The 25,988-nt window shown below is 44.6% G+C and carries 25 protein-coding genes and 1 pseudogene; 7 read left to right on the top strand and 19 right to left on the bottom strand.

Annotated features, from left to right (window positions below; translation table 11 throughout):
- The first annotated feature begins 40 nt into the window (after positions 1 to 40).
- Together RWX26_RS08565 and RWX26_RS08560 are read left to right on the top strand one after the other, a co-directional pair.
- Positions 41 to 2,359: a Xaa-Pro dipeptidyl-peptidase gene (locus RWX26_RS08565; protein ID WP_314580855.1), complete on the top strand. Its 2,319-nt coding sequence runs from the start codon at positions 41 to 43 to the stop codon at positions 2,357 to 2,359.
- Between the two features lie 199 nt (positions 2,360 to 2,558).
- A complete protein-coding gene (locus tag RWX26_RS08560; protein WP_002919734.1) occupies positions 2,559 to 2,858 on the top strand; it encodes a YbaB/EbfC family nucleoid-associated protein in 300 nt (99 codons plus the stop codon).
- A gap of 116 nt (positions 2,859 to 2,974) precedes the next feature.
- Here RWX26_RS08560 and RWX26_RS08555 read toward each other — a convergent pair whose 3' ends face one another.
- Positions 2,975 to 4,729, bottom strand: coding sequence for a glycerophosphodiester phosphodiesterase (locus RWX26_RS08555; protein WP_314580851.1), 1,755 nt, complete (start codon positions 4,727 to 4,729; stop codon positions 2,975 to 2,977).
- A 90-nt stretch (positions 4,730 to 4,819) separates the two neighbouring features.
- Positions 4,820 to 5,314 carry a DUF536 domain-containing protein gene (locus tag RWX26_RS08550; RefSeq protein WP_002896624.1) on the bottom strand — a complete coding sequence of 165 codons (495 nt, stop codon included), beginning with the start codon at positions 5,312 to 5,314 and terminating at the stop codon, positions 4,820 to 4,822.
- Positions 5,315 to 5,614: 300 nt separating this feature from the next.
- On the opposite strand from RWX26_RS08550, the gene RWX26_RS08545 reads away from it, so the two are divergent.
- Together RWX26_RS08545 and RWX26_RS08540 are read left to right on the top strand one after the other, a co-directional pair.
- Positions 5,615 to 6,832: an NAD(P)/FAD-dependent oxidoreductase gene (locus tag RWX26_RS08545; RefSeq protein WP_314580848.1), complete on the top strand. Its 1,218-nt coding sequence runs from the start codon at positions 5,615 to 5,617 to the stop codon at positions 6,830 to 6,832.
- A 4-nt stretch (positions 6,833 to 6,836) separates the two neighbouring features.
- Positions 6,837 to 7,293, top strand: a pseudogene (locus tag RWX26_RS08540) (8-oxo-dGTP diphosphatase).
- Between the two features lie 31 nt (positions 7,294 to 7,324).
- Here RWX26_RS08540 and RWX26_RS08535 read toward each other — a convergent pair.
- The 8 genes from RWX26_RS08535 to RWX26_RS08500 form a co-directional block, all read right to left on the bottom strand.
- Positions 7,325 to 8,065 carry a MerR family transcriptional regulator gene (locus RWX26_RS08535; RefSeq protein ID WP_314580845.1) on the bottom strand — a complete coding sequence of 247 codons (741 nt, stop codon included), beginning with the start codon at positions 8,063 to 8,065 and terminating at the stop codon, positions 7,325 to 7,327.
- 104 nt (positions 8,066 to 8,169) lie between these two features.
- Complete coding sequence (locus tag RWX26_RS08530) at positions 8,170 to 8,916, bottom strand: class I SAM-dependent methyltransferase (protein ID WP_314580842.1); 747 nt, start codon at positions 8,914 to 8,916, stop codon at positions 8,170 to 8,172.
- 113 nt (positions 8,917 to 9,029) lie between these two features.
- A complete protein-coding gene (locus RWX26_RS08525) occupies positions 9,030 to 9,368 on the bottom strand; it encodes an AzlD domain-containing protein (RefSeq protein WP_314580839.1) in 339 nt (112 codons plus the stop codon).
- The gene (locus RWX26_RS08520; protein WP_004188866.1) at positions 9,358 to 10,053 is read right to left on the bottom strand and encodes an AzlC family ABC transporter permease; all 696 of its coding nucleotides are present in this window, start codon (positions 10,051 to 10,053) and stop codon (positions 9,358 to 9,360) included. Before RWX26_RS08520 ends, RWX26_RS08525 begins: the two co-directional genes overlap by 11 nt.
- Before the next feature lie 9 nt (positions 10,054 to 10,062).
- Entirely contained in the window at positions 10,063 to 11,073 is a 1,011-nt protein-coding gene (gene tsaD / locus RWX26_RS08515; RefSeq protein WP_314580836.1) for a tRNA (adenosine(37)-N6)-threonylcarbamoyltransferase complex transferase subunit TsaD, read from the bottom strand.
- Positions 11,063 to 11,515 (bottom strand): ribosomal protein S18-alanine N-acetyltransferase, encoded by a 453-nt coding sequence (rimI, locus tag RWX26_RS08510; RefSeq protein WP_314580835.1) that lies wholly within the window; start codon positions 11,513 to 11,515, stop codon positions 11,063 to 11,065. The genes tsaD and rimI overlap by 11 nt, the downstream gene beginning before the upstream one ends.
- The gene (tsaB, locus tag RWX26_RS08505; protein WP_314580833.1) at positions 11,512 to 12,198 is read right to left on the bottom strand and encodes a tRNA (adenosine(37)-N6)-threonylcarbamoyltransferase complex dimerization subunit type 1 TsaB; all 687 of its coding nucleotides are present in this window, start codon (positions 12,196 to 12,198) and stop codon (positions 11,512 to 11,514) included. The genes rimI and tsaB overlap by 4 nt, the downstream gene beginning before the upstream one ends.
- 9 nt (positions 12,199 to 12,207) lie before the next feature.
- Positions 12,208 to 12,672, bottom strand: coding sequence for a MarR family winged helix-turn-helix transcriptional regulator (locus RWX26_RS08500; RefSeq protein ID WP_000225125.1), 465 nt, complete (start codon positions 12,670 to 12,672; stop codon positions 12,208 to 12,210).
- 132 nt (positions 12,673 to 12,804) lie between these two features.
- Between RWX26_RS08500 and RWX26_RS08495 the strand changes: the two genes are divergently transcribed.
- From RWX26_RS08495 to rnjA, 3 genes are all read left to right on the top strand, one after another.
- Positions 12,805 to 13,857, top strand: a complete 1,053-nt coding sequence (locus tag RWX26_RS08495; RefSeq protein WP_002903702.1) for an SDR family oxidoreductase — start codon at positions 12,805 to 12,807, stop codon at positions 13,855 to 13,857.
- 347 nt (positions 13,858 to 14,204) lie between these two features.
- Complete coding sequence (locus tag RWX26_RS08490) at positions 14,205 to 14,435, top strand: DNA-dependent RNA polymerase subunit epsilon (protein ID WP_011836427.1); 231 nt, start codon at positions 14,205 to 14,207, stop codon at positions 14,433 to 14,435.
- Between the two features lie 3 nt (positions 14,436 to 14,438).
- Positions 14,439 to 16,121, top strand: coding sequence for a ribonuclease J1 (gene rnjA / locus RWX26_RS08485; RefSeq protein WP_002898451.1), 1,683 nt, complete (start codon positions 14,439 to 14,441; stop codon positions 16,119 to 16,121).
- Positions 16,122 to 16,149: 28 nt separating this feature from the next.
- On the opposite strand, the gene RWX26_RS08480 is transcribed toward rnjA, so the two are convergent.
- The 9 genes from RWX26_RS08480 to RWX26_RS08440 form a co-directional block, all read right to left on the bottom strand.
- Positions 16,150 to 16,896: a DNA alkylation repair protein gene (locus tag RWX26_RS08480; RefSeq protein ID WP_314580830.1), complete on the bottom strand. Its 747-nt coding sequence runs from the start codon at positions 16,894 to 16,896 to the stop codon at positions 16,150 to 16,152.
- On the bottom strand, positions 16,880 to 17,467 hold the full coding sequence (locus RWX26_RS08475; protein WP_314580826.1) for a TetR/AcrR family transcriptional regulator: 588 nt from the start codon (positions 17,465 to 17,467) through the stop codon (positions 16,880 to 16,882). Before RWX26_RS08475 ends, RWX26_RS08480 begins: the two co-directional genes overlap by 17 nt.
- Positions 17,460 to 17,879 (bottom strand): VOC family protein, encoded by a 420-nt coding sequence (locus tag RWX26_RS08470; RefSeq protein ID WP_314580823.1) that lies wholly within the window; start codon positions 17,877 to 17,879, stop codon positions 17,460 to 17,462. The genes RWX26_RS08475 and RWX26_RS08470 overlap by 8 nt, the downstream gene beginning before the upstream one ends.
- Positions 17,880 to 17,968: 89 nt before the next feature.
- On the bottom strand, positions 17,969 to 18,388 hold the full coding sequence (locus tag RWX26_RS08465; RefSeq protein WP_314580820.1) for a GNAT family N-acetyltransferase: 420 nt from the start codon (positions 18,386 to 18,388) through the stop codon (positions 17,969 to 17,971).
- 51 nt (positions 18,389 to 18,439) lie between these two features.
- The gene (gene glnA / locus RWX26_RS08460) at positions 18,440 to 19,786 is read right to left on the bottom strand and encodes a type I glutamate--ammonia ligase (RefSeq protein ID WP_002898464.1); all 1,347 of its coding nucleotides are present in this window, start codon (positions 19,784 to 19,786) and stop codon (positions 18,440 to 18,442) included.
- Between the two features lie 31 nt (positions 19,787 to 19,817).
- The gene (locus tag RWX26_RS08455) at positions 19,818 to 20,183 is read right to left on the bottom strand and encodes a MerR family transcriptional regulator (RefSeq protein ID WP_002903692.1); all 366 of its coding nucleotides are present in this window, start codon (positions 20,181 to 20,183) and stop codon (positions 19,818 to 19,820) included.
- Between the two features lie 80 nt (positions 20,184 to 20,263).
- Positions 20,264 to 20,788, bottom strand: a complete 525-nt coding sequence (locus RWX26_RS08450; RefSeq protein ID WP_002896642.1) for an aromatic acid exporter family protein — start codon at positions 20,786 to 20,788, stop codon at positions 20,264 to 20,266.
- Between the two features lie 177 nt (positions 20,789 to 20,965).
- On the bottom strand, positions 20,966 to 21,631 hold the full coding sequence (locus tag RWX26_RS08445) for a CHAP domain-containing protein (protein WP_004188880.1): 666 nt from the start codon (positions 21,629 to 21,631) through the stop codon (positions 20,966 to 20,968).
- A gap of 172 nt (positions 21,632 to 21,803) precedes the next feature.
- A partial coding sequence (locus RWX26_RS08440) for an antigen I/II family LPXTG-anchored adhesin (RefSeq protein WP_314580813.1) occupies positions 21,804 to 25,988 on the bottom strand: 4,185 nt, incomplete at its 5' end.

The following is a 25,988-nucleotide window of genomic DNA, read 5'->3' as shown; positions in this document are numbered from 1 at the left end:
AAGGTCATTTTTAATAAAAATAAGAAAAAGAGGGAAGAATATGCGTTTTAATCAGTATAGTTATGCAAAAACGAAACGGGAAAATATGTTGATAGAATTAGCTGAATTAGGCTTTTTTTATGACAGCAATCGCTCTGATAAGGAAAATCTTGAAGATTTTCTACGCACCAGCTTTTTCACTTATAAAAATACAGATTATCCCTTGAAGTCCTGGGCTGCTGACAGCCAAACAGACCTGCTGAGCTTTTTCCAGTCTGACAGAGAACTGACGGCGTCTGTTTTTTACACTGTGGCCTTTCAGCTGCTTGAGTTCTCGCCCTTTATTGATTTTACGGATGTTGAGGCCTTTCGCAAAGAAACGGGCTTTCCCATTACATTTGGAGACTTGTTGGAAAACCTCTACCAGCTGCTCAACACTCGGACAAAAAATGGCAACCTCTTAGTTGATAAGCTAGTCAGCGAGGGTTTGATTCCTGAGGACAATACCCACCACTACTTCAACGGCAAGAGTCTGGCAACCTTTTCCAGCCATGATGCCATCCGTGAGGTGGTTTACGTAGAATCACGCGTGGATACTGATCAAGACGGTCGTCCGGACCTCATCAAGGTCAGCATTATCCGCCCTCGTTACCAAGGGAAAATTCCGGCCGTCATGACTGCTTCTCCTTATCATCAAGGAACCAATGATCCTGCCAGCGACAAGGCTCTCCATGACATGAATGTAGACTTAGTAAAAAAAGAGCCTCATCAAATCAAAGTACAAGATCCTGAGCTCAAATTGCTCCAGCTGGATTCGCCAGTTCCTGCCCAAGAAGTCTCTGAAGCCGAGGAAAAATTGGGTCATATCGGCACCTACACGCTCAATGACTACTTGCTGCCCCGCGGCTTTGCTAATCTCTATGTGTCTGGCGTGGGAACCAAAGACTCTGAAGGACTGATGACCAGCGGCGACTATCAGCAGATCGAGGCTTATAAGAACGTTATTGATTGGCTAAACGGCCGCTGCCGAGCCTTCACCGACCACACTCGCCAACGGGAAATCAAGGCCACTTGGTCCAACGGAAAAGTGGCTACGACCGGTATCTCCTATCTGGGCACCATGTCCAACGGTCTGGCTACGACTGGTGTAGACGGATTGGAAGTCATTATCGCAGAAGCTGGGATTTCTTCTTGGTACAACTACTACCGCGAAAACGGCCTTGTCACAAGCCCTGGCGGTTATCCAGGAGAGGATTTTGAATCCTTGACCGAACTGACCTACTCCCGCAATCTGAGGGCTGGTGACTACCTGCGCAACAACGATGCTTATCAGCAAAGCCTAGAGCAACAGCGCAAAGACCTAGACCGGCAAACTGGAGATTACAATCAATTTTGGCATGACCGCAACTACCTTCTCCATGCAGATAAGGTCAAGGCCGAAATCGTCTTCACCCACGGTTCTCAAGACTGGAATGTTAAGCCCCTCCATGTCTATAATATGTTTCGAGCCTTACCGCCCCACATCAAAAAGCATCTTTTCTTCCATAACGGCGCCCATGTTTACATGAACAACTGGCAGTCCATTGACTTCCGTGAGTCTATCAATGCTCTGCTGAGCAAAAAACTGCTGGGATGTGAATCAGACTTTAAACTGCCAACAGTCATCTGGCAGGACAACAGCCAAGCTCAAAGCTGGTTGACCTTGGAAGACTTCGGTGGACAAGAGCAGAAACTTCAGCTCCAACTAGGCCAAGACTGCCAATCTATCCAAAATCAATATCCAGAAGAAGACTATAATCGTTTTGCTAAAAATTACCAAAGCTTCAAGACTGAGCTTTTTGAAGGTAAGGTTAACCAGATTACTCTGGACTGGACCTTGGAAAAGGACCTCTTTCTCAACGGAGCGAGCCAGCTCAATCTTCGCCTCAAATCCAGCACCGATAAGGGACTACTTTCTGCTCAATTGCTGGACTTCGGACCAGCTAAACGCCTCACACCAATTCCTACGCCTATTGAGCCTAGAGTCATGGACAACGGCCGCTACTATATGCTGGACAATCTGGTTGAACTGCCCTTTGCCGAAACGCCTCATCGCGTCATCACCAAAGGCTTCATCAACCTGCAAAACCGGACCAACCTACTGACTATCGAAGAAGTCACTCCTGACCAATGGCTGGAATTTTCCTTTGAACTGCAACCAACTATCTATAAGATGAAAAAAGGCGACCAACTGCGCCTTGTCCTCTACACTACAGACTTTGAGCATACCGTCCGTGATAAGACCGATTATCAGCTGACTGTAGATTTGAAGCAATCTAGTCTGGATTTGCCAACCATGAGCTTTAATATGAACGAAGATTTAGACGAAACAAGCAATTAAAAGAGCAAGGCTCGCGTCAAATAGGTTTCATCAAAAATTCTCAATACGATACACATTCCCCTTATAAAGAGCATAGCCTGCTTTTCATTATTGAAAAACTCTGGCTCTGCTTCTTGCCACTTTCCCAAAAAATGATATAATTTGAAGAGTGAAGATTACCAAGGGCTCAGCCCTTGCGAGAGAAAGGAAAGAAAATCTTATGATGAACATGCAAAGCATGATGAAGCAAGCACAAAAGCTGCAAAAACAAATGGAAAAAGGACAGGCAGAACTGGCTGCAACAGAATTTACCGGCAAATCAGCCCAAGATTTAGTCGTTGCTAAACTGACTGGTGATAAAAAAGTAGTCAGCATTGACTTCAATCCAGCCGTTGTGGATCCTGAAGATTTGGAAACTCTGTCAGAGATGACTGCACAGGCCCTGAATCACGCGCTGGCTCAGATTGATGATGCTACTCAGAAGAAAATGGGCGCTTTCGCAGGCAAATTGCCATTTTAAGCAAGATAAATAACCTTCCAACTTGACTAAACATAAGTCAAGCAATACTCGAACCAGCAAAAAAGACTGAAGAATCTCAGTCTTTTTTGATTTATAGTCATTTTCTCACTAGTCCACTACACAAAATTAAGCAAATCCGCTGCCTTGCTCATCAAAAGCAGGGCATAGTCGGGATTGTTTTGCAGTTCCTTGATGGAGCTCTGAACCAGCTCTAAATCATCAGTTATCATGCCATCAACACCCAGACGGAAGGATTTGCCGATGCTGTCTGCATCATTGATGGTCCAGTCATAGAGTTGCTTATCCGTCGTCCAAAGCTTATCGACAAAGTTTTCATCGAGGGTCGAGTACTCCATCGTATAGCCAGAAGCCTGTGTCCGTGGGAAAATAGTATTGTAGGGCAGGATAAAGAAGGTCGGTATGCTCTCATCATACTGGACTGTCTTGTCAATAACCTGATAATCCAAAGACTGAATCTGATGGCCATAAACCTTGATGTTGGCTCCGTATTGGCTAAGGAAACGGTCCATCATATCGTCTGAGTCCAAGCTGCTGGTCTTGATTTCTATCAAGAGTCTCTGGCCCATCTGATTGGCTCGTTTGAGATAAGCATCAAAACTGGAAATTTTGGCAGTGTGTCCATTTTCTGAAATATCTAAAGCTGTCAGCTCTTTCAGAGTCAGCTCTTGCGGTTTAGCATCAACGCCGGCCAAGGCTTTTAGATTGGCATCGTGCATCATGACAAACTGGCCATCCTTGGTCTCCTGTACATCCATTTCGATATAATCTGGCTTGAGCAGGGCAGTTTTCTCTAGCGACTCAACTGTATTCTGAACACCATTTCCCTGCGAAACCCCACGATGCGAGATGGTCAGAGGGACGTTTTCCAAGGGCAGATTGAGATAGACAAAGCCTTCAAGGGCAAAGACAGAGCTAGTGACCAAAAGGATAAACCAGCGCATGATAGGCAGGCCTTTCCTGTAGCGGTATTCAGACAGCTTACTGTCTGTCAGAAAAGCCACAAACTTAATCAGAAAGTAGGCTACCATGAAGTAATAAGCCAGCTTTATGAGGCAGTAATTGACAACCGCTGCTATCAAGGCTATCTGATTGGACTGGCCATCCGCATACTGCTGCAACACTAAAATCGGAATGCTGCTTAAAAGAAAGAAGAGAAAGCTCTTGGCCAGTATCCAAAAGAGCTGCCAAGTATAGCGAATCAAGTGCCCCTTGGTCTTCTCCAAACTATACCTAATCGCGTCTCGTAGGCGGAAATGCTCAAAAAAGAGCTTGGGCAGGGCAAACATTAGTCGGACAGCTATCAAAAAAAACAGAAAACCTAAAGCATAGATTGATAATTTCATCCATAAGGCCGTCTTGAGATAGGTCACGATAAATTCTGGAATCAGAATTTTATTTAAGTAGTAGATTTTGAGAATTTGCCTCAGAAAGGGAAAGATAAAGCCCATATACAGTGCAATAAAGAGGACCTTGCTGGGTCGGGCGTAGCAAATCAGCGAACCGCTGTCTTTAAAACTTTTCTTAATAAACTGAAAGGCGCTGCGTTCTTCCTCGTCCAGAAGATTGCGGAGCCCCATAAATATCAGTCCAATCTGAAAATAAGCGATAAAGAGATTGGCCGCAAAAAGCGCTAGAAAGGCTAAGCCAACCCAGACATTTGAAGTCAGAACTTTAAAGGCATTCGTATAAGATAAGAAGAGGTAGCCTGTCTGCTTGAGCAGAGTCTCTGCTGCAAAGGAGTTGAAAGGCACCCAGGCCAGCTCCATGAGCATAAAGACTGTGAAAAAGAGCAACAAAATTTTATCAAGATTGCGATAGAGACGTAAAAGTCCCAGTCTTTGTGATTTCATTTTCTTCCTTTATATTGTGAACGATACAAAACTTGCTAAAAAGCAATTCTTATTTAAAACAAGGTTGAGACAGATGTCCCAACCTTATTTTTATTTTCCAAATAAACGTGCCCAGAAGCCCTTGCTTTCCTGCTCCTGCACCTTTTCCTTGGCTTCATCCAACTCCAACAGCAAGGTTTCACGCTCATTCATAGCCTTAGCTGTTAGCTGCTGCTGCTGGTCCAGCTGCTTGTCCTTTTCAGCAATCTGGACATCCTTGATGCGCAGCTGCTCATCTTTCTTAGCCAACTGGCTGTCCTTGGCCTTAAGCTGCTCATAGAGACGCACAATCTCAGCATTTTTTTCATCCACCAAGATTTCCATCAGCTCGCGTTGCTTCACATCTTCGCTAACAGGTTCATCTTCAAAAATAGTTTTCTTATAAATCTCTTCCAGCTTAATCAAGCCGCTGCGGGTCACCACCGTGACTCCTTTTTCATTCTTTTCCGTATCTTCTGGCGGCAGTGCCTTGACACGATTGTTAATCGCCTGGCGGCTAACTCCAAGAATCTCGGCTAACTCGCTGACTGTCTTTTCAATTGCCATAATTTCCTCAAAAACTTTTTCTAGTTTGTAGATACCTAAATCTTATCATATCAAGCCTTAACTGTCAAATTTCACAATATTTTTTGAGCCTGACTCCTATCTTTTCAACCCCTTTTTGTGATACAATGAGACAGATTAGTCTAATAAAAGAAATGAAAAAATCGAATGATTTTAGAAGCCTAGAGATGTTCAGCTACAGTCCTCCAAGAGGAGCTGCAAGACAGCAAAAAGGCATCCGTAAGGACATACCAGACTTCCAACCAACAGATAAACTCCACTCTCCACGAAAGGAAAAGACCAATGAACCATTTTGACACAATCATCATCGGTGGAGGACCGGCTGGCATGATGGCAGCCATTTCCAGTTCTTTCTACGGGCAGAAGACCTTGCTCCTTGAGAAAAATAAACGATTGGGCAAGAAACTAGCCGGAACGGGTGGTGGCCGCTGCAATGTGACCAATAACGGAAACCTAGATGACCTCATGGCCGGTATTCCGGGCAACGGACGCTTTCTTTACAGCGTTTTTTCCCAGTTTGACAACCATGATATCATCAACTTCTTTACAGAGAACGGTGTCAAACTCAAGGTTGAGGACCACGGCCGTGTTTTCCCAGCGACAGACAAGTCCCGCACTATTATAGAAGCTTTGGAAAAGAAAATTGCAGAGCTGGGTGGCACTGTCATCACCAATACTGAAATCGTCTCCGTTAAAAAATCCGACGACCTTTTCACTGTCAGATCCAGCGACCAGACTTGGACCTGCCAGAAATTGATTGTGACGACTGGCGGCAAGTCCTACCCTTCAACAGGCTCGACAGGCTTCGGTCATGATATTGCCCGACACTTCAAGCACACAGTGACTGACCTAGAAGCTGCTGAAAGTCCTCTTCTGACTGACTTTCCTCACAAAGCGCTTCAGGGGATTTCGCTGGACGATGTGACCCTCAGCTATGGCAAGCATGTCATTACCCACGACCTGCTCTTTACTCACTTTGGCCTATCAGGCCCGGCAGCCCTGCGCTTGTCTAGCTTTGTCAAGGGTGGAGAAACCATCTTTCTGGATGTCCTTCCTCAGATGAGTCAGCAGGATCTGGCGGACTTTTTAGAAGAAAACCGGGAAAAATCGTTGAAGAACTGCCTGAAAATCCTCCTACCCGAGCGAATGGCAGACTTTTTTGCCCAGACCTTTCCCGAGAAAGTCAAACAACTCAATCTCATTGAAAAAGAAGCCCTCATCAAGCAAATCAAAGAACTAGCCATCCCTGTCACTGGCAAAATGTCCCTGGCCAAGTCCTTTGTAACCAAGGGTGGCGTCAGTCTCAAAGAAATCAATCCCAAAACTCTGGAAAGCAAACTCGTTCCCGGCCTCCACTTCGCTGGAGAGGTCCTAGACATCAATGCCCACACGGGCGGATTCAACATTACATCTGCCCTCTGCACCGGCTGGGTGGCAGGAAGCTTACATTATATGAGTGATGGCCCATATTTATCCATTCAGGTCAAACAAAAGGAATAAGCAAATGAATCGACTAGAAAATGTAGAATTCGTCAACATGTGCATGATTTATGAAGGAGAAAAAGTTCTCGTACAAGAACGAGTCAAGTCTGACTGGCCTGGTATCACTTTTCCTGGCGGGCATGTAGAGCACGGGGAATCTTTTACCGATGCAGTTATCAGAGAAGTCAAAGAAGAAACTGGATTAACCATATTCAATCCTCAACTTTGCGGCATAAAGAACTGGTATGATGATAAAGATTTTCGTTATGTCGTCCTGCTCTACAAGACAAAGCACTATTCCGGTGTGCTGAAATCCTCAGACGAAGGACAGGTCTGGTGGGAAGATTTTAAAAATTTGTCCCATTTAAAGCTAGCAACAAGTGACATGTCTGATATGCTGCGTGTTTTTTTTAGAAGACGATTTAAGTGAATTCTTTTACTATAAAGACGGTGACGACTGGCTTTATGACTTGAAGTAGAAATAAATAGGCTAGGAAATTCCTAGCCTATTTATTTCGCATTTGTCCGAACATAAGCAGCAATCACATCCGCTGTGTACTGGGCAGTTCCTGATCCAAATTGATCGATATTCTTCTTGAATTCTGGATTGTGGACATAGCCTTGACCGATGTGAGCAAAGACTTGCAGCGAGCAGTCAAAACCGTAAGTGCGAATGGCTTGTAAGAGACGCGCTGCCTGCTCCTGATTTTCTGCTGCTTCAATCGGCAAGCCTTGCTGCATATTCTCTGCCAGACTTTGAAAAACTTGATTGAAAGCTGCGGCAGATTCTTCTTCCCGTCCATTTTGACGAGCCAATGCTTCTGACATGACTTCTTGACCGTATTCTTCGACAGCATCTTGATGGTATTTGTGATTGTCTTCGTAGGTAAAACCTGCGAATTTTTCTTTCATTGTCATCTTTCTTTCTCCCTTTTCATCTTGGATGGTTTTTTGCAAGGTGGAAATCAAGGTATCCAAGCGGTCTCTTTCCTGCTGCAAATACTCTAACTGCCTAACCAGATGCGGCAATAAGGCCTGATCGTCCTGACTCAGCAGCTCTGCTATTTTCTCCAAAGAAAAACCCAGATACTTATAGTAAAGGATGACCTGCAGCCGCTCTAAATCAGCTTGGCTGTATGTCCGATAGCCATTTTCTGATTTGGCAGGAACTAACAGTCCGATTTTGTCGTAATGATGCAGGGTTTTGACAGAGACGCCTGAAAGCTGCGCAGCTTCTTTGATATGGTACATGATAGACCTCCTTACCTAACTAGTATATACCATGACCTAAGGGGAGGGTCAAGTTTTTTAGAAAATTTTTAAAATTTCCTTACAGTTTCCAAAGCGGCTAGCAGTTATTTACGAGAAACCATAGCAATAAAGCCCAGTTTTTCTTGATTCTTTTGGAACATCTTAAACATCTTCATAAACTGACCGTAGTTCTCTTTTTTAAGGGCATTAAAGCAGATTTTCAGAGTTCCTCCAAGTCCTTCATCATAAATCATCCCTCGAAGACTCATCAAGGTCATTTCGCCGACAAAGGTGTCCACACGGTCAAAAGCATGAGAACGTGCCAGCTGAATCCAAGATCCTTCGGTTAAGGGTCCCACATTGACATTAATTGCACGAGATAGCTCTTCCCGGACATTCTCATCTTTTTGCTTGAGCATGACGTCGTGGGTGAGGAGCACTCCACCTGGCTTCAGCACCCGGTAGTACTCATCCATACATTTGGCCTTCCCCTTATCCGTCTGCATGGTCAGCATGGCTTCATTGATAACAATATCAAAAGAATTGTCATCATAAGGCAGCTTCATGGCATTAGCCTGCTCAAATGTGACGAGTTCACCAACACCAGCCTTGTCTCCATTAAGTCGCGCCTGAGCCAGCGCAGCCTTATCTAAATCAACTGCAGTAATCTGGCAGCCATATTTTTTCGCTAATTCAATCGTTGTAGTTCCCATATTGCAGGCAACCTCTAGAACTTTCTTATCGCTGGAAAACTGCCCCTGCTCAATCAGCCAGTCGGTTGCCAGCTTACCACCGGGACGAAGCCGTTTCTTTCCTAATTTTGCTAAAAATTTATGACCTGCTTCTGCCATTTTCGAACCTCCATAATTTTGATTGGTTCCATTATAGCACAAAATATTATATTTTCAGACAATTCTTAGAATTTAGCAAAAAAACAGACCGAATCAATCTGTCTTGTATATCTTTACAGCCCAAGAAATCCAGCCAGATATCGCAGCAAGGCCACCAAGACTACACCAAATACAACAGTTGCAATTAAGTTCTTATACTTAAAAGCCACATAGCTAGTTGGAAAAACGGCCAGCAAATCCAACCATTTAAAACTTGGCAGCTGGCCTGTTTTAGCATTGGTGACACTGGATAGGATAAGGGCAAAGATTATGGAAACTGGCAGATAGTTGAGGAAACGCTCCACCATAGGCGGAAGCCCCTTGTACTTGACTAGGATAAAGGGCAAAACCCGTGGAATCCAAGTGACCAGGGCTGACAAAAGAATGGCCAGCAAAATATACTTACTTATCATCCAAAATCACCCCCACTGTACATCCTAACAAGGTTGCAAAAAGCACCGCCAGCGAATTTTGAAGCAGCATGGTCAGGAGCAAGTAGGCAAGGCCCACTACACCTAAGACTAAAAAGAGCTTCTTTATCTTGACCCGGCGCAGCATGATTGTAAATTGAGAGGAGAAAATACCAATAAACATGGCGACTAGGGCAAAGTCTAGGCCAAAGCTCTCAGGATTGGGCAGAAGGGCGCCGAGGGCAGTTCCTAAAATAGTACCCAAGACCCAAGCAGTATAGCTCATGAAATTGTTACCCATCATCCAGCTAGCCGCAATCTCTTCTGTATGCACCTGCTCTCCCATCAAGACTCCATAAGATTCATCTGTCAAAAAAGAGCCAATGACAATATTCTGCATCAAGCTAAACTTACGAAAAAGGGTCGATGCATGCAGACAGAGCAGAAGATGCCGGATATTGATGAGAAAAACAGTCAGTGCGATGGCCAAAACCGGCGCCTGCTGGGCAAATAAACCAATCATGGCAAACTGAGCACTGCCAGCATAAACCAGAATACTCATCAGCCCCATCTCCAAGGGATTCATATGAGGCGCCGCCATGATGCCGCAGGCTAGACCAATTCCAATATAGCCCAGAGCCGTTGGCACTGCCGCTTGTGCCCCTTGTTTAAATGTCTGTCCACGCATTCTTCTCCTTTACTCCATCGTTTCAAAAGCCAAACTCGGCTTAGCATTCAGATCCAAACTGGCAAAACTCTTCTTATTCCACTCACTGACACTAGCATAAGCAATCATACCAGCATTGTCACCGCAGAGGCGAAGAGGCGGAATAATCACCTTAACATCCTGAATCTCAGCTGCCAAGCGTTCTCTCAAGCCTTGATTGGCCGCAACACCGCCCGCCACGACCAGAGTTTTAACTGGATATTTTTCCAGTGCTTTCTTAGTCTTGGCCATAAGAATATCCATGACCGCCGCCTGAAAGCTTGCTGACAGGTCTTGATTAGACAAGGCCTCTCCTTTTTGCTGGGCATTGTGGTGCAGGTTGATAAAGGCCGACTTGAGACCAGAAAAAGAAAATTCCAGATTGTCTTCCTTAATCATGGCCCGCGGAAAATCATAAATATCCTGTCCTTGATGAGCTAGCTGATCAATCTCCCGGCCTGCTGGATAGGTCAGCCCCATGACTCGACCGACCTTATCATAGGCTTCACCGACCGCATCATCGCGAGTTTCCCCCACAATCTTATAGTCACCAGCCTGACTGACATAGACCAGCTCAGTATGACCGCCACTTACCAAGAGAGCCAGCAAAGGAAACTTCAAGGGCTCCACACTCTGGGCTGCCATCAGGTGCCCAGCCATATGATTGACTGGAATCAAGGGAATATCATGAGCCCAAGCAAATGATTTGGCTGCGGCTAAGCCAACCAAAAGCGCCCCAACCAGACCTGGACCGTAGGTAACAGCCACAGCTGTGACTTGCTCCTCGCTAATCCCTGCTTCTGCCAAGGCCTCCTCAATGCAAACCGTAATGACCTCCACATGATGGCGGCTGGCCACTTCTGGTACCACTCCGCCAAAACGCTTGTGACTTTCAATCTGGCTGGCAATAACATTGCTCAAAAGCTCCGTCTCATTCTTCAGAACCGCCACACTGGTCTCGTCGCAAGATGTCTCAAAAGCTAAAATATATCTATCTTTCATGGATCTCTCTTTTCATGACAATCGCATCTTCCACCGGAGCATGGTAGTAGGCCTTCCGCCACGCGATTTCTTCAAATTTTTCTTTTTTGTAAAATAGCAGAGCTGACCTATTTGACTCTCTCACTTCGAGGAAAATTTCCTTGTCGGTAGGTAAAAAGTCGAACAAGGCTGTCGCGATTTTCTGTCCCTGGTAACTAGGCAATACAGCAATCTGCAGGACTTCTGCTTCAAAGTCTGTCTCCTGCCAGATTAAAAAGCCGACAAGCCGATTCTCATCTTCTGCCAGCGCACAACTGTTCACATCCGAATGCAGAACCTCTTCCAATTGACCCACAGTCCAAGGGCTGACCTCATAGACTGCAAGCAAGAGCTGTTCCAGCTCTTCTGCCAGAACTGCCGCGTCCACATCCGAGTTAGCGCTCCATTTTCTCATCTCAATCATAGGCGCTGAATGTAAGAATCACTGGATTCCTGATGGGTCTTGAGCCAATTTTCCTCGGCTTCTACCCGCTTGAGATAATTAGGGACAAAGTCATGAATGGACTGAGCTGGCAGGTCCAAACCGAGACGACCAATAACTGCTGCGTCTGGTAAGGTTGGCTGAATAGCAGCCTGAGGAAGAGCCGCTTCAATCTGCTCCACAAAAGCTGTCGTTTCTCCGACAAAGGTGACTGGCTGGTCAGCAGTGTCAGCTATTCCCAAAACCTCTGCCAAAGGTAGATGAGCTTCCGGCCGTACAGCCTGACCAGACTGGTAAAAGCCAGCGTAGACATTATTGCGGCGGGCATCCATGATAGGAATGACCAAGCCTTCCACCTGCTCTGGAACTAAAGCCAGCAAACTAGATACACCAACCAGCTCAATCTTGAGGGTATGCGCCAGGGTCTTGGCTGTCGCCACCGCCATTCGCAGACCTGTGTAGCTGCCCGGACCCTGAGCAACTACGATACGATCCAAATCCGTCGGCTTCATGTCCAGACTATTCATCAGAAAATCAATAGCCGGCATCAGGGTAATGCTGTGGTTTTTCTTTATATTTAAAGTCATCTGCGCCAGCAAGGTCTCGTCCTCTAAAATCGCGAGCGTCAGCGCCTTACTTGACGTATCAAAAGCTGCAATCTTCATGCTTATCCTCTATTTTTCCTCTTGCCGCCAAAGTGAGCGGCGTTTTAATTTGTCTTCGTAGAAACTATCTACCAAAAATTCCTCTAAAATCTGGCTAAAAGCCTCCAAATTAGGCACTTGCTGCGCCAAGTGTTTTCCAAAAATCGCTTCTTGCTCAGCAATCTTGGGCAGCAAATCCGCTCCAGCAGCAGTCAAGCTCAAGCGAGAACTGCGCTTGTCTTTGCTAGAAATTTCCTTCTTGACCAAGCCTTTTTTAATCAAAGCCTGCACCAAGCGACTAGGGCTTTTTTCCTCACAAATCAGGGATTCCCCCAAGCCCTTGAGAGACAGCGGAGCATGTTCGCCCAAAACGAGCAAGACCTCGCTTTGATTGGGCGTAATTCCCAAAGGCTCTAGCAACTTCCCATATTCTCTCGTCGCTAAGCTCTCTGCACTTCTAAACAAATAGCCAAATCGAATTCCTTCTGCTACCACGCTGCTCTCCTTTCAAAAATCACTTCTATACTATTTTACACTAGATTAGGTAAATTGTTGACAATTTTAGTTAAAAAATATAAAATCTTAAATAGATGATATATCATCTATTTGCAAAAGGAGGAAAAACGGATGACCCCAAACCCTACAAATCAAAAACCAGCTAGAACAATGACCCACGCTTTTGTGACTGGTGCGACCGGTCTTTTAGGAAATAATCTCGTGCGTGCTCTGCTAAAAGAAAACATTCAAGTGACCGCTCTCGTTCGCTCCGAGGAAAAAGCGCGCAAACAATTTGCCGACCTGCCTATCCAGATTGTCAAGGGGGATATTTTAGAGCCCGAAAGCTATCGTGACTATCTAGCAGGCTGCGACAGCCTCTTTCATACCGCTGCTTTTTTCCGCGATAATTATAAAGGCGGCAAGCACTGGCAGGAGCTCTACGACACTAATATTATAGGCACAAATAACCTCCTAGAAGCTGCTTACGAGGCTGGTATCCGCCAATTTGTCCATACTTCCTCCTGTGTCGTACTGGAAGGTGAGGCCAATCAGCTAATCGATGAAAGCATGTCTCGCTCAAAAGATACTCCTTTTGATTACTATCGCAGCAAGATTTTGAGTGAAGAGGCCGTTCGTGATTTCTTGGACAAGCATTCAGATGTTTTCGGTTGCTTTATCTTGCCGAGTGTAATGTTGGGTCCTAGAGACCTTGGTCCGACCTCCAGTGGGCAGCTGATTATCAATTTTGTAGAGCAAAAACTTCCAGGTATCTTAAAGGCTAGCTATAATATGGTGGATGCTAGAGATGTAGCAGATATTCATCTCCGCGCCATGAAATACGGACGCTCAAAGGAGCGCTATCTGGCAGTTGGACGGCAAGTGACCATGACAGAATTGTACCAAATACTGGAAAAAATCACTGGCGTTCCCGCCCCCAAGCGCAAGATCTCCCCTCTTTTCGTCAAAATCTATGCCCAAGCAAGTGAGCTCTACCACCGGCTCACCAAAAAACCAATTTTGGTTACCAATGAGCTCGCTCATCTCATGGCCGAAGAATATCTCAAAAGTAATTTTAGCTTTGCCAAAACCGAGAGCGAGCTAGGCGGACAGCATCGCCCTCTCGAAGAAAGCTTAGCTGACGTGGTAGATTGGTACCGCAAGCACGGCTATTTCGCCAAATAAGCAGCCCTCAAAATCAAGTGACCAAATGTTCATCGCTTGATTTTTCTTTTTGTCAAGCCGCTTTGGCTGAAAAACCGTCTCTGAAATTCACCGTCCCGACTTGCTTCCTAAGCTCATTCTATGGTATAATTACAATAATAATTAAACATCAGGTCAATTTCATTACTCTTACTTTTCCATAAGATACAAGGCTAAAACAGCATTTTAGCCTCTTCATTTGAGTAAGCCCTATCAGAAGTCACAGCAATCGCTCACTTTCCATTTATCATTTTTAATTTATCATGTGAAGAAATGCGCTAACGCCTGCCTTCTTTTATTTTTTAGACCTTATCACAGAAAGGAATCTTATGATTTACAAAGTTTTTTATCAGGAAACAAAAGAGCGCAGTCCGCGCCGTGAAAAGACACGTGCCCTTTATTTAGAGATTGAAGCGGCTAATGAATTGGAAGGCCGCATTCAGGCTCGTAAGCTCATCGAAGAAAATACCCCTTACAATATTGAATTTATTGAGCTCTTGTCTGACAAACACCTCGAATACGAAAAAGAGTCAGGCACTTTTGAATTGACGGAGTTCTAACCCATGGCATATACCTTAAAACCCAAAGAAGTTGGCGTTTTTGCGATTGGTGGGTTAGGCGAAATCGGTAAAAACACCTACGGGATTGAATACCAAAATGAAATCATCATCGTAGACGCCGGCATCAAGTTCCCAGAAGACGACCTGCTAGGAATTGACTATGTCATTCCCGACTACTCTTATATCGTGGAAAATATTGACCGCGTAAAAGCTGTCCTCATCACCCACGGGCATGAGGACCATATCGGCGGTATTCCTTTCCTGCTCAAGCAAGCCAATGTTCCTATCTATGCTGGTCCTTTGGCCTTGGCCCTCATTCGGGGCAAGCTAGAAGAGCATGGACTTTTGCGCGATGCCAAACTCTATGAAATCAATCAAAACACAGAACTGCAGTTCAAGCATCTGAAAGCTACTTTCTTCCGGACAACCCACTCTATTCCAGAGCCTTTGGGAATTGTCATCCATACGCCGCAGGGTAAGATTGTCTGTACCGGTGACTTCAAGTTTGACTTTACACCAGTCGGTGAGCCAGCAGACTTGCACCGTATGGCCGCTCTGGGCGAGGAAGGTGTGCTCTGTCTCCTATCTGACTCGACCAATGCTGAAGTTCCGACTTTTACCAATTCCGAAAAAGTGGTCGGGCAGTCTATTATGAAGATTATCGAAGGCATTCATGGACGGATTATTTTCGCCTCCTTTGCTTCAAACATCTTCCGGCTCCAGCAAGCAGCAGATGCTGCTGTCAAGACTGGTCGTAAGATTGCGGTCTTTGGCCGCTCCATGGAAAAAGCCATTGTCAACGGGATTGAGCTAGGCTATATCAAGGTTCCTAAAGATACTTTCATTGAACCAAATGAACTCAAGGACTATCCAGCTGGCGAAGTGCTGATTATGTGTACCGGAAGTCAGGGTGAGCCGATGGCAGCCCTGTCTCGGATTGCCAATGGTACCCACCGTCAGGTGCAGCTGCAACCTGGAGATACAGTCATCTTTTCCTCTAGCCCTATCCCTGGTAATACGACCAGCGTTAACAAGCTGATTAACATCATTTCCGAGGCCGGTGTAGAAGTGATTCACGGTAAGATTAACAACATCCACACCTCTGGACATGGTGGCCAGCAAGAGCAGAAACTCATGCTTCGCTTGATCAAACCTAAATATTTCATGCCAGTCCATGGTGAATACCGTATGCAGAAAGTCCATGCAGGCCTAGCCGTTGATACTGGAGTACCAAAAGACAATATCTTCATCATGAGCAATGGTGACGTTCTGGCTCTGACAGCTGACTCAGCCCGTATTGCCGGCAGCTTCAACGCTCAGGATATTTATGTTGATGGGAACCGCATTGGTGAAATCGGAGCTGCAGTCCTGCGCGACCGTAAAGACTTGTCAGAGGACGGTGTTGTTCTCGCTGTCGCGACGGTTGACTTTGAGTCCAAGATGATCTTAGCCGGTCCAGACATTCTCAGTCGCGGTTTTATCTACATGCGCGAATCAGGCGACCTCATTCGCCAAAGCCAGCGTATCCTTTTCAATGCCATTCGCATTGCACTCAAGAATAAAGATGCCAGCGTTCAATCTGTCAGCGGCGCTATCGTCAACGCCTTGCGTCCTTTCCTCTACGAAAGTACCGAGCGCGAACCTATTATTATTCCGATGGTGCTTACACCAGACGAAGACAACTAAAAAATAAGCTTTGCTAGATTAGCAAAGCTTATTTTTCTGCTTTATTTTTTGTTCGAGAAGCATGCTTAATAATCCAAGCGCAACTCGGACTCAATTCTTCCTTTTGCCAAGATCCAATCACCCTCTCAAACTTTTCAGGATCTTCTTTATATAAATCATTCAGATTATTAGCGACACTTTTTTGGATTGATTTATCCGAATCATCCTTTAGATTCCTTAAAATAGCGCTAAATTCATCAAAATAATCTAAGACCACTGTCTGCTTTTTAGCCCAAGGCAATCGGATACGCATACACTCGCTTGCTAATCTACGGACGCGCATATTCTCGTCTTGGCTCCACTCCAGCAGTAAATCCATCGTAGCTTTAGGATAATTGGCCAGCAAGGGCCGCATGGAAAATTCTCCAGTAAATCGCTTGGTTAATTCCTTACTGAAGGCTGCACTCAGCTCGAATTCCTGACCTCCGTACAGTTCTACGTATTTGCCAATTGGCCACAACCAGTACCCCTCTGAGAACATACCCAAGCCGCCCTCTAACTCTGGACCAAGTATCTGCTCAAAAACCTTCAGAGAATCAGCATAGGAAAACGGCAAGCATTCTTTGATACTCTTTGCCAGCAACTCTTGACGCTGAGTAAATTCCAAAGCCTCTAATTCGCTTTCAACTAGAGAGATAAAATGCTGAGCATCAAATTTATCTGTTACTGTTTGCAAGCGACGGCTCAAATCCTCCGCATGAACCAAATCATAATAATCTTTAACCTTTTTCGCCATGATTTTTAAATCCCCTTAACAGACTTCTCACTGCTCCTCTGACTTCTGCTTCTTCCTCTTTCTCAGCTAGAAAAAGAGACAACTCATTCAAGGCACCTGAAATCATATGAGCCGCCATATCCAAATCAATAGAGATAAGTCTTCCTTCTTTAGATAAAATGTCTAATTGCTCTCTCAAATGAAAGAAAGAATTAGCCTCATCCTGACGACGCCACTCTTTCCACTCAACGACATTGGGACCATCAAGCAGAAGAATACGTTTATTTTCCGTCAAGGTCGCAAAACGAACAAAAGCAACACAGCCTTCCACCAACTGCTCCCAAGAATCCTGTGCTTCCAGGGCGTTTTTTTCTACATAAGATCCCAGTTCGGATTGAATTTGTGCTAGTACGGCGGTAAATAAAGCTTTCTTATTCCCGAAATGGTGATAAAGTGCGCCTCTTGTCATTCCCAACTCATCTACAATTTCTTCCAAGGAAGTTTCTGAAAAACCCTTTAAAGAAAAATGTTTCCGGGCGATAGCTAATATTTTCTTGCTTGTCTCTAAGGAAGCCTGCTGTTTTTTATTCATCTTCACTCTCCAAATAATTTGCTGCAAACTCAGCGTTAGGTGGAATGACTTGAATTACATCAACCAAAACAGAACCCGGCGCTTCCACAATGAAATGGCGCTGACCAAAATCTTCACTCTTAATGGGAAGAAGGAACTCCATTTCTTCTTGCTGACGCAATTCTTCATAAAAACAATCCACATTGTCAACTTCGATATTGATGATTAGGCCACTCGCCTTAGACTGGTAGGCTTGTGGCACTGTCCCATGCTTGCTATCAATAAAAGCAAGCTCAAAACCACTCTCGATATTCTTTAAACTAATATACCAATCTGAACGGAAAGATTCCTGAAATTGGAAATGGTCAATGAAAAATTGTGCCACTTGATGGACATCTTCGCTCATTAAAACGGGGTATAAACTGGTAATCATTTGTTCTCCTTTTCTTAAACTTTATTTTAACATACACACTGAATGTATGCAAATGAATATTAAAAAACAGAAGCCAAATTGGCTTCCGTCTATTTAAGAATGGCTTCGTTTAATCGCTTGATAAAATGATATTTGGTAATGCCCTTTTGCGGGACATCTGTTAGACTGGCGTAGATTTCATAGCCTTGCTTGATGTAAAAATCCTTGGCCTGATAAGATTTAGTGGACAAGGTTATACTAGTAGCTCCAACTTCTGCAACCTTTTCTTCTAATTCTGCCAGCAGACTGGCTCCCAAACCTTTTTTCTGATGTTCTTTATCCACCACCAAAGCCTTGATATGAATGTTTGCCAACACCTGTTGGGCATGGAGCAAGGCAATTAACTGGCCATCTTCCTCCCGCCTTAGATAATAATCTTGAGGTTCAAGTTTTTCAAGCATACCTGAACCAAAACAAGCCTCATATTGCTCATCAAAAACCCGCTTAATAAAATCATGAAATTCTTCCATCTTTCTCCTCCACGAAAAAGCAGGGGATATGCCAATCCTCCTGCTCTAAGTTTAGTATAAATCTAAATAATTATCCACTTCCCATTGAGAGACAAATGTTGCATAGCTTGCCCACTCAATGCGCTTAGCTTCTAAGAAGCTCGTATAGATATGCTCGCCAAGAGCCGCTTTAACGACTTCGTCTTCTGTCAAGGCCTTCAAGGCATTGTGAAGAGTAGACGGCAGGTCTGTAATTCCAGCTTCCTTCCGCTCCTCTGGAGTCATGATATAGATATTCTCTTCGATTGGTGCTGGAGCTTCGATTTTATTTTCGACACCGTGCAGTCCAACTTCCAAGAGAACAGCCATAGCAATATATGGATTGGCCATCGGATCAACGGAGCGCAACTCCAAGCGAGTACCCATACCACGAGAAGCCGGCACGCGCACCAACGGTGAACGATTGCGTCCTGCCCAAGCGATATAAACGGGCGCTTCATAGCCAGGAACCAAACGTTTGTATGAGTTAACCGTTGGGTTCATGATAGCTGTATAGTTATAAGCATGATTAATCAAACCACCCAAGAAATGGTAGGCTATTTCTGACAGCTGCATACCCTTTGGATCTTCTGGATCGAAGAAGGCATTATTTCCGTCTTGATCAAAGAGGGACATATTACAGTGCATACCAGATCCCGCAATGCCAAACTTAGGCTTAGCCATAAAGGTTGCATACAGACCATGCTTACGAGCAATAGTTTTCACAACCAGCTTGAAAATCTGAATCTTATCACAAGCCCGAAGCACTTCGTCATACTTAAAGTCAATCTCGTGCTGGCCGACTGCGACCTCATGGTGGCTAGCTTCTACTTCAAAGCCCATCTTGGTCAGGACATTGACGATTTCCCGACGGGTATTGTCTGCCAAGTCTGTCGGCGCCAAGTCAAAATAACCACCCTTGTCATTTACTTCCAGCGTCGGGTCCCCATTTTCATCCAACTTAAAGAGGAAAAACTCTGGCTCTGGTCCGAGGTTAAAGGATTTGAAGCCCAGCTCTTCCATATGCTTGAGGGCGCGCTTGAGGTTACTGCGAGGATCCCCTAGAAACGGTACATGATCTGTCGTATAAACATCGCAAATCAGACCCGCTACACTGCCGTTTTCATCTCCCCAGGGAAAGACTGTCCAAGTATCCAAATCAGGATAGAGATACATATCTGATTCATTGATACGGACAAAACCTTCGATGGAAGAACCATCAAACATGGCTTTATTGGATAAGACCTTGTCAAGCTGTTCATCCGTGGCAGGAATTTCCACATTCTTCATAGTCCCTAAAATATCAGAGAACATAAGACGAATAAAGGTAACATTTTTCTCTTTTACTTCGCGACGGATATCAGCTGCTGTAATAGACATTAAATTTCTCCTTGTAATTCAAACAAAATAACTATGGTCGACGCATCTGACCAAAGGTTGGCAGAGAAGAAGCAAAACGACCTTGCTGCAAGATGTCATGATGCAGGGCACGGCGGACATCTTTGTCACTAACGGTCTTGCGGGACTTGGCTTCACGCTCAGCATATTTCCTCTTAATTGCAGCGATATTATAGCCTTCCGAGATATAATCCTTAATTTCTAAAAGGCGGTCCATATCATTCAAAGAATACATCCGACGATTGCCCTCATTCCGAGCAGGGGTAATCAGATTCTGGTCTTCATAATAACGGATCTGACGGGCAGATAGGTCCGTCAGTTTCATAACACTGCCGATGGGAAAGACTGCCATGTTTCGGCGAAACTCTTTTTCCTTCATTCAAATTCCTCTCTACGCACTATTATAGGACGAAATAAATCTTATGTCAAGAAATAATGTCAGATTTTCTTACACGGATTTTATTTTTTCTTTTCAAAGATGGTTCGCAGCCGATCTATATCAGAATTTACCAGAATTGCAACAAAGACTCCCATAAAGGTTTCAAAGATTCTGGCAAAGACATACAAGATGGTATCTTCCGGCCGAATGGACAGGGTAATAATCAGCATGGCAGATACTCCGCCAATGACTCCCGCCTTGTTGTTCATAGCGACATTGGTCATGATTGTCAGCATGGTACAGACCGGCACCAAAAGGAGGGTGACCCAATACTGCTCCTTAAAGACACTATTGGCAATGAAAAATAGCAGAGCGTAAAAACCACCGATGCTGTTTCCCAAGATTCGCGATGTCCCGAAGTGGACACTCTTATCAAAATCCTCACGAAGACTAAAGACTGCCGTCAAAGCACCGATTTGCAGCCCTTTCCAACCAAAAAGGCCAAAGAGCAGTAGAATGATGAAAACAGCCAGACCGGTTTTAAAGGTACGCATGCCCAGACGAAATTTCGATTTATCAAACTTGTACTTATTGAAATAACTCATTAGTCTCCTTCCAGGAAATCCTCCCTCTCTTCATTTTAACATATTTCGTCTCAAAAAAACTCTTTCTGCTCAGGACTTTTCTCGCACAAAGAAAAAGCTCTATCAGCTAGCGCATCAAGAGCTATCGACTATTTAAAAGCTGAGACATTATCTGTCCCAGCCGCATTTTTATTATCTTTAGTTTGGATAAATGTAGGTAACTCCACCCATAAATTCATTCGGATTAAAGTAGCCACGATAGTTGTTAATTTGCTTTTGGCGATTGTAATTCGCTTCTAGAACTTGAATTGAGCTGTCGCTTTGCACATCTGTCACATAAGCAACATGTCCGTATTCGCCACCATCCCAAACTGCAATAGCGCCTGGTACTGGAACATTTCCTGTTGCATAACCCTGAGCACCAGCATTGATTGCCCAAGTATTAGCATTCCCCCACCAGTTGCTTGCCCAGGGAGCCATTTCTTTCACGCCCCAGGTACATTGGCCGATTGGGTAAGAATTGCCATAGTCAGTTGGCGTATTTAAGACAACATCTTCAGTATCAGATACCAAAGCAGCATCACTTGTCGCTTCATAAGCTGGAGCGCTGTAAGGATTGTAAGTCTGAGCCAAAGCTGTACCATTTACTTGCAGCACATCTCCTGGGTTAATCGTATCAAAAATTGTCTTTCCATTATTGGCAGCAAGTTCGTAAGGATTCATTCCATTGGCACTAGCAATGGCAAAAAAGGAGTCCCCTTGCTGGACAACATAAGAATCTGCATGAACAGCTTGAGCGCCGATTGTCGCCAAAAAAGCTGTGGAAGTTAAACCAAGAGTCGCTTTAGCAAATGTTTTTTTCATAACTGTTTTTCTCCGTATAATTTGATGATAAAAAAATCATACCTCATTTACATGTCAGTTTTTTTAGAGTTATGTTTTTGTCATGTTACAAATGATTTAGACTTTTGCTACATAAGATTTTGCAGTATTTTTAAAGATAAAAAGGCTAGGGATTCCCTAGCCTCATCTATTATCAGTCTTCTTTACCTTTCAATTTTCCTAGACCTAAAGCACCAATAATGGCTGCTAAACCTAGATATGGCAGATAGACTGTATCTTTTGCTCCCGTTTCTGGCAGAAGAGAAACAGGAATCTTTTTAGCCACTGAAGTTGGATTAGCTCTTCTTGGATCGTTTATATCTGAAACAAGCAGATGCTGTGCCTTAGGAGTGACTGTTGTAACTGTATTTGAAGCATAGACCACATGGTTGACCGTATTGATGTAGGTATTTTCAAAAGTACCCGTAGCAATCCGCTTCATCTGTAGATAGGTTTCAGCCTGAAAAGCTGAATCCAGAGAAATAGTCTCTAAGAATTCTTCCTTGAAACGAATAGAAATCAAGCCTTTCTCAAGATCAATATTCGCAGCTGTATACTCAGTCAAATCTGTACCAGCCTTTATCACCTTACCATCTTTGAGCATGATATCTACTTTGGCAGAGGTTTTGTAAGCACCCGTGTACTCATCGCCTCGTTGATCATAATCATCCACAAAGCTATAGTCTGTCAAATCTTCAGAATGGTTAGCAGGGATCAAGCCGCCGATGAGACGGTAGTTAAAGTGCCGTCCCAACGTCAGTTCCTTGCCATCCAAGTTCTCCGCACTTGCTGGATCAAGGCTCAGAGTAATATCTTTTTCAGGACTGATTTTAGGAACATTGTTGACGACTACGTCTGTCGCATAACCATTTCCAAAGTCAATTTGATAAGCCCGGTTCTCGAATTTACCGCCTGTGCGGCCCATTCCTTCTTTGACAGCCATAGGGCTTGTTATCGTCAAAGACTTACCTGTTACGACATATTGGTCATAAAAGGCTTGGGCATCGTCTGCTGCAAAGAGTTGGAAAGAACCTTTAACAGTGATATTGGCCTTTTGAAGGAGCTCTCGAACTGCTGCAGGGGCTGTTTCAAGGCTCTCGTAGTGGGTCAATGTTACACCTGCCACAGCTTTGCCATCCGCATCTACTAGCTTGACTAATTCCGGACGAAGTTCAAGTGCTTCTTCCGGATAGTCATCTACATAGTAGAAACCTTTTTGAATCGTGCTCTTAGATGACTTGTCACCCTTATACTGATCCAAATCCCAAGTCAGCTCGTAGTAATTGGTCGAACCAGCCAAGACTTCCTTACCATCAATCACCAATCCTGCCTTGTTTTTATTGACCTTGGTTGGCTTGATGTAATTATTGCTAGGATTGTCTGAATCATCAGGCTTACCTGGTGTAGTCACGCGTACTACGTTTGAGCGGACACCATAGGCATCATTGACTGTCAGGGTGAAATTATTAGTATAGGTTGCGCCATCGTTGAGCACTCGGCCAACCACTGTCGGAAAGAGCGTAGCAACTTCTTTGGTCGTATCAGCGTTATAAGTAGCTAAGGTTGCTGGAGTTGCCTTGAATGTCACTGTGTGACTAGCCCTATCATAGCTGACGTCAAAACCTGCGCTAGCAGCTTTTGTTGCTTCTAAGTCAACTTCATAACCACTTGGCAACGGATCAGCAATGACAAAGGAAGTCGTTTCACTTCGCCCAGCTGGAAGAGCTTCTGTCTTTAAAGCAAACTGAACAACTGATTGTTTAGCGACTAGAGTCTTATCAATATTGGTGCCTTGGTCATTTTGAATCTCTTTATGAATCTGCGGCTGAGATTGCAAGAGATGATAATGATAGTGCACAGTCGGAGCTACGGGCACTGCTGGCTCTTTTTGATAAACAGGCTCTGCTGGTGAGGTTGGTAGCGGGCTATAAGTTGGTTCTACCGGCTTGTTAGGCTCCGGTGTATCTGGTGTAGGAGTTGGCGCTTCCGGCTCCTTATCATAAGTCGGTGCTGCCGGAGGTGTTGGCTCCTTTTCATAGGTCGGTTCTACCACTGCTGGCCGGACAGCTTTTTCTACTTCATAGTTTGGCTCAGATGGCTTACTAGGCTCTGGTGTTTCCGGTGTACGCGTCGGTGGCGTCGGATCTTTTTCATAAGTCGGTGCTGCCGGAGGTGTTGGAAGAGCCTTCGGTGTCGGTGTAGTTGGGGCTGGATCCAAAGGCTTAAGCGCTTCTTCAGTTGGCACTGCAGGAGCTGTAGGAGCTACTGGCGCTTCCGGTTCTTCTACTGTGATGATTGGCAAATCATTCGCTCGAACATCACCATTAATCGCAAACCAAATATTTGGTTTCTTAGGAGCTAGCTTGTCAGCCCTACGTGGATCAGTAGCCTCTGGCTGGCCTAACACTTCAGAAGACGAAATCGTTCCAATCGTCATGCTGTTGGTTGTACCAGAAATTTCCACCGCTCCTGCCCCATACCATGAGTTAGGAGCATCTGTAGTGTCCCAGCCTGAGTCTGGCTGAGCATTCTTATACATGGTAAAGCGAGATCCGCCAACTCCTTTTTTGAAGTTTTCAGACTCAGTCGCATAGATTTGGCCGTTCTTTTCACCAATAGATGAACCCGAAATCTTGTTGAAAGTTCCGGTATAATCTTTGGCCATTTCGATAGAGTTAGCTTCACGGTTGAGGGAAGCCACGGACATCAAGGCCTGGTCAAAATTAATCGGTTGGCCTTTATCATCATAAAAGACAAATTCCGTCTTCACAAAGAGAGAGGTTGCATCTTCAAAATTTCCTGTATAAGCTGAAGCAAACACTCCCATGGTTGGATCTTTAAAAATACCTAACCAAGCCTTATCATTGCGGAATTGGGAGCTTGGATCAAGAGTATAAGTATAAACGATTTTAGAAACTTTTTTCCCTCGATAATAAGTTCCCTGAAGATTTGTATAGGTTGCTGTTGCAGACTGACCGCGGCTCAGCAAAACAGAAGACCATTCAGTCGGCCCTTTACCACTTGTTACGTTAGAACTATAGTCTGCATACTTGCCAACCGTACCAAAGCTTTCCTGCTGATTGGTCTGATAGTTAGCATTTTGAATATCTGTTACTTTGAAGTTGTCCAACTGGAAGAGTTTCTTAGAAAACTCTGCAGTGTTCTTCACAGCGGCTTCCATGCCAGCATAGCTGACAAACTCACCAGTTGTAGTCAGTGACAGATCAGCATTAGGTTCTGATTTGAAAACCAGACTTTGCGCAATTGGACGGCTCAGATGCCCGTCTTCAGTCTTCTTTGCTTCTGCGATAGCCAGTCCAGCCTTAATCTTGGCCTGTTCAGCATCATACTTAGCCTTATCTTGCTGATACTTCGCTAATTTTGTATTATAGACAGCCAAATCAGCATTATACTGGGCCAACTGAGCTTGATAATTTGCTTGGGCTTGAGCATTACGCTTCTTGATTTCTTCATTTTCAGCTGCTATAGTGGCATTCTTAGCTTGGTTCTCTGCCAGCTTTTGCTCATATTCTTTTTGAGCTGCTGCATTTTCAGCTTCAATTTGAGTCTTTTTAGCTTCATAAGCTGCTAAATCTGCTTCATATTGAGCTTTTTTATCTTGATTTTCCTTTTGGATACGGGCCAATTCTGCCTGATAATTCGCCTGAGCAGCTTGATATGCCGCTTCATTATCAGCATTGGTCTTTCGGACAGTAGCTAAATCTGTTTGATATTGGGCAAGTGCTGCCTCGTAGGCCGCTTTTGCAGCCGCATTCCTCTGTTTAATAGCTTCATTATCAGCAGCAATCTTAGCATTGGCAGCTTCATTGTCAGCCAAAGCTTTTTCATACCGAGCCTTAGCTTCCGCATTCGCTTTTTGAACACGGTCCAGCTCACTAGCATAAGCCGCCAGAGCCGTATCATAATTAGCCTTTGTTTCCGCATTTAGTTTTTGAACACGAGCTAATTCTGCATCATAGGCCGCTTTTGCTGCTTGATAGGCTGCCGCATTATCCGCATTCGTCTTTTGAACCGCTGCTAAATCTGTTTTGTACTTGCTCAGTGCTGCTTCATAATCTGCTTTCAGCTGAGCATTTTCTGCTGTGATCCGAGCTACTTCTGCTTGATGAGCAGCCAAATCTTTAGCGTATTGTTCCGCTGTCGCTTTGTTTTCTGCTGTAATCCGAGCTACTTCCGCCTCGTAGGCTGATACTTTTTCTTTGTACTCCTTGACCTTGGCATCAATCTCGGTTACCTGCGCTTGATAATCTGCTGCAATCTCCGCTTTTTTGTCTGCTGTTTCTTGAGCAGTCTGGGCTACTCCTTTGTCAACAGCTGG

Origin of the sequence: uncultured Streptococcus sp. (assembly GCF_963536705.1) — a bacterium.
Classification (GTDB): domain Bacteria; phylum Bacillota; class Bacilli; order Lactobacillales; family Streptococcaceae; genus Streptococcus.
Note: the sequence above shows the minus strand (reverse complement) of the source record. Positions and strands in the feature narration are given on the sequence as shown.

Bases quoted from the DNA above. Each gene is read 5' to 3' on its own strand.
- RWX26_RS08565 (WP_314580855.1), top strand. From the start codon at position 41: ATGCGTTTTAATCAGTATAGTTATGCAAAAACGAAACGGGAAAATATG.
- RWX26_RS08560 (WP_002919734.1), top strand. From the start codon at position 2,559: ATGATGAACATGCAAAGCATGATGAAGCAAGCACAAAAGCTGCAAAAA.
- RWX26_RS08555 (WP_314580851.1), bottom strand. From the start codon at position 4,729: ATGAAATCACAAAGACTGGGACTTTTACGTCTCTATCGCAATCTTGAT.
- RWX26_RS08550 (WP_002896624.1), bottom strand. From the start codon at position 5,314: ATGGCAATTGAAAAGACAGTCAGCGAGTTAGCCGAGATTCTTGGAGTT.
- RWX26_RS08545 (WP_314580848.1), top strand. From the start codon at position 5,615: ATGAACCATTTTGACACAATCATCATCGGTGGAGGACCGGCTGGCATG.
- RWX26_RS08535 (WP_314580845.1), bottom strand. From the start codon at position 8,065: ATGTACCATATCAAAGAAGCTGCGCAGCTTTCAGGCGTCTCTGTCAAA.
- RWX26_RS08530 (WP_314580842.1), bottom strand. From the start codon at position 8,916: ATGGCAGAAGCAGGTCATAAATTTTTAGCAAAATTAGGAAAGAAACGG.
- RWX26_RS08525 (WP_314580839.1), bottom strand. From the start codon at position 9,368: ATGATAAGTAAGTATATTTTGCTGGCCATTCTTTTGTCAGCCCTGGTC.
- RWX26_RS08520 (WP_004188866.1), bottom strand. From the start codon at position 10,053: ATGCGTGGACAGACATTTAAACAAGGGGCACAAGCGGCAGTGCCAACG.
- tsaD (WP_314580836.1), bottom strand. From the start codon at position 11,073: ATGAAAGATAGATATATTTTAGCTTTTGAGACATCTTGCGACGAGACC.
- rimI (WP_314580835.1), bottom strand. From the start codon at position 11,515: ATGATTGAGATGAGAAAATGGAGCGCTAACTCGGATGTGGACGCGGCA.
- tsaB (WP_314580833.1), bottom strand. From the start codon at position 12,198: ATGAAGATTGCAGCTTTTGATACGTCAAGTAAGGCGCTGACGCTCGCG.
- RWX26_RS08495 (WP_002903702.1), top strand. From the start codon at position 12,805: ATGACCCCAAACCCTACAAATCAAAAACCAGCTAGAACAATGACCCAC.
- RWX26_RS08490 (WP_011836427.1), top strand. From the start codon at position 14,205: ATGATTTACAAAGTTTTTTATCAGGAAACAAAAGAGCGCAGTCCGCGC.
- rnjA (WP_002898451.1), top strand. From the start codon at position 14,439: ATGGCATATACCTTAAAACCCAAAGAAGTTGGCGTTTTTGCGATTGGT.
- RWX26_RS08480 (WP_314580830.1), bottom strand. From the start codon at position 16,896: ATGGCGAAAAAGGTTAAAGATTATTATGATTTGGTTCATGCGGAGGAT.
- RWX26_RS08475 (WP_314580826.1), bottom strand. From the start codon at position 17,467: ATGAATAAAAAACAGCAGGCTTCCTTAGAGACAAGCAAGAAAATATTA.
- RWX26_RS08470 (WP_314580823.1), bottom strand. From the start codon at position 17,879: ATGATTACCAGTTTATACCCCGTTTTAATGAGCGAAGATGTCCATCAA.
- RWX26_RS08465 (WP_314580820.1), bottom strand. From the start codon at position 18,388: ATGGAAGAATTTCATGATTTTATTAAGCGGGTTTTTGATGAGCAATAT.
- glnA (WP_002898464.1), bottom strand. From the start codon at position 19,786: ATGTCTATTACAGCAGCTGATATCCGTCGCGAAGTAAAAGAGAAAAAT.
- RWX26_RS08455 (WP_002903692.1), bottom strand. From the start codon at position 20,183: ATGAAGGAAAAAGAGTTTCGCCGAAACATGGCAGTCTTTCCCATCGGC.
- RWX26_RS08450 (WP_002896642.1), bottom strand. From the start codon at position 20,788: ATGAGTTATTTCAATAAGTACAAGTTTGATAAATCGAAATTTCGTCTG.
- RWX26_RS08445 (WP_004188880.1), bottom strand. From the start codon at position 21,631: ATGAAAAAAACATTTGCTAAAGCGACTCTTGGTTTAACTTCCACAGCT.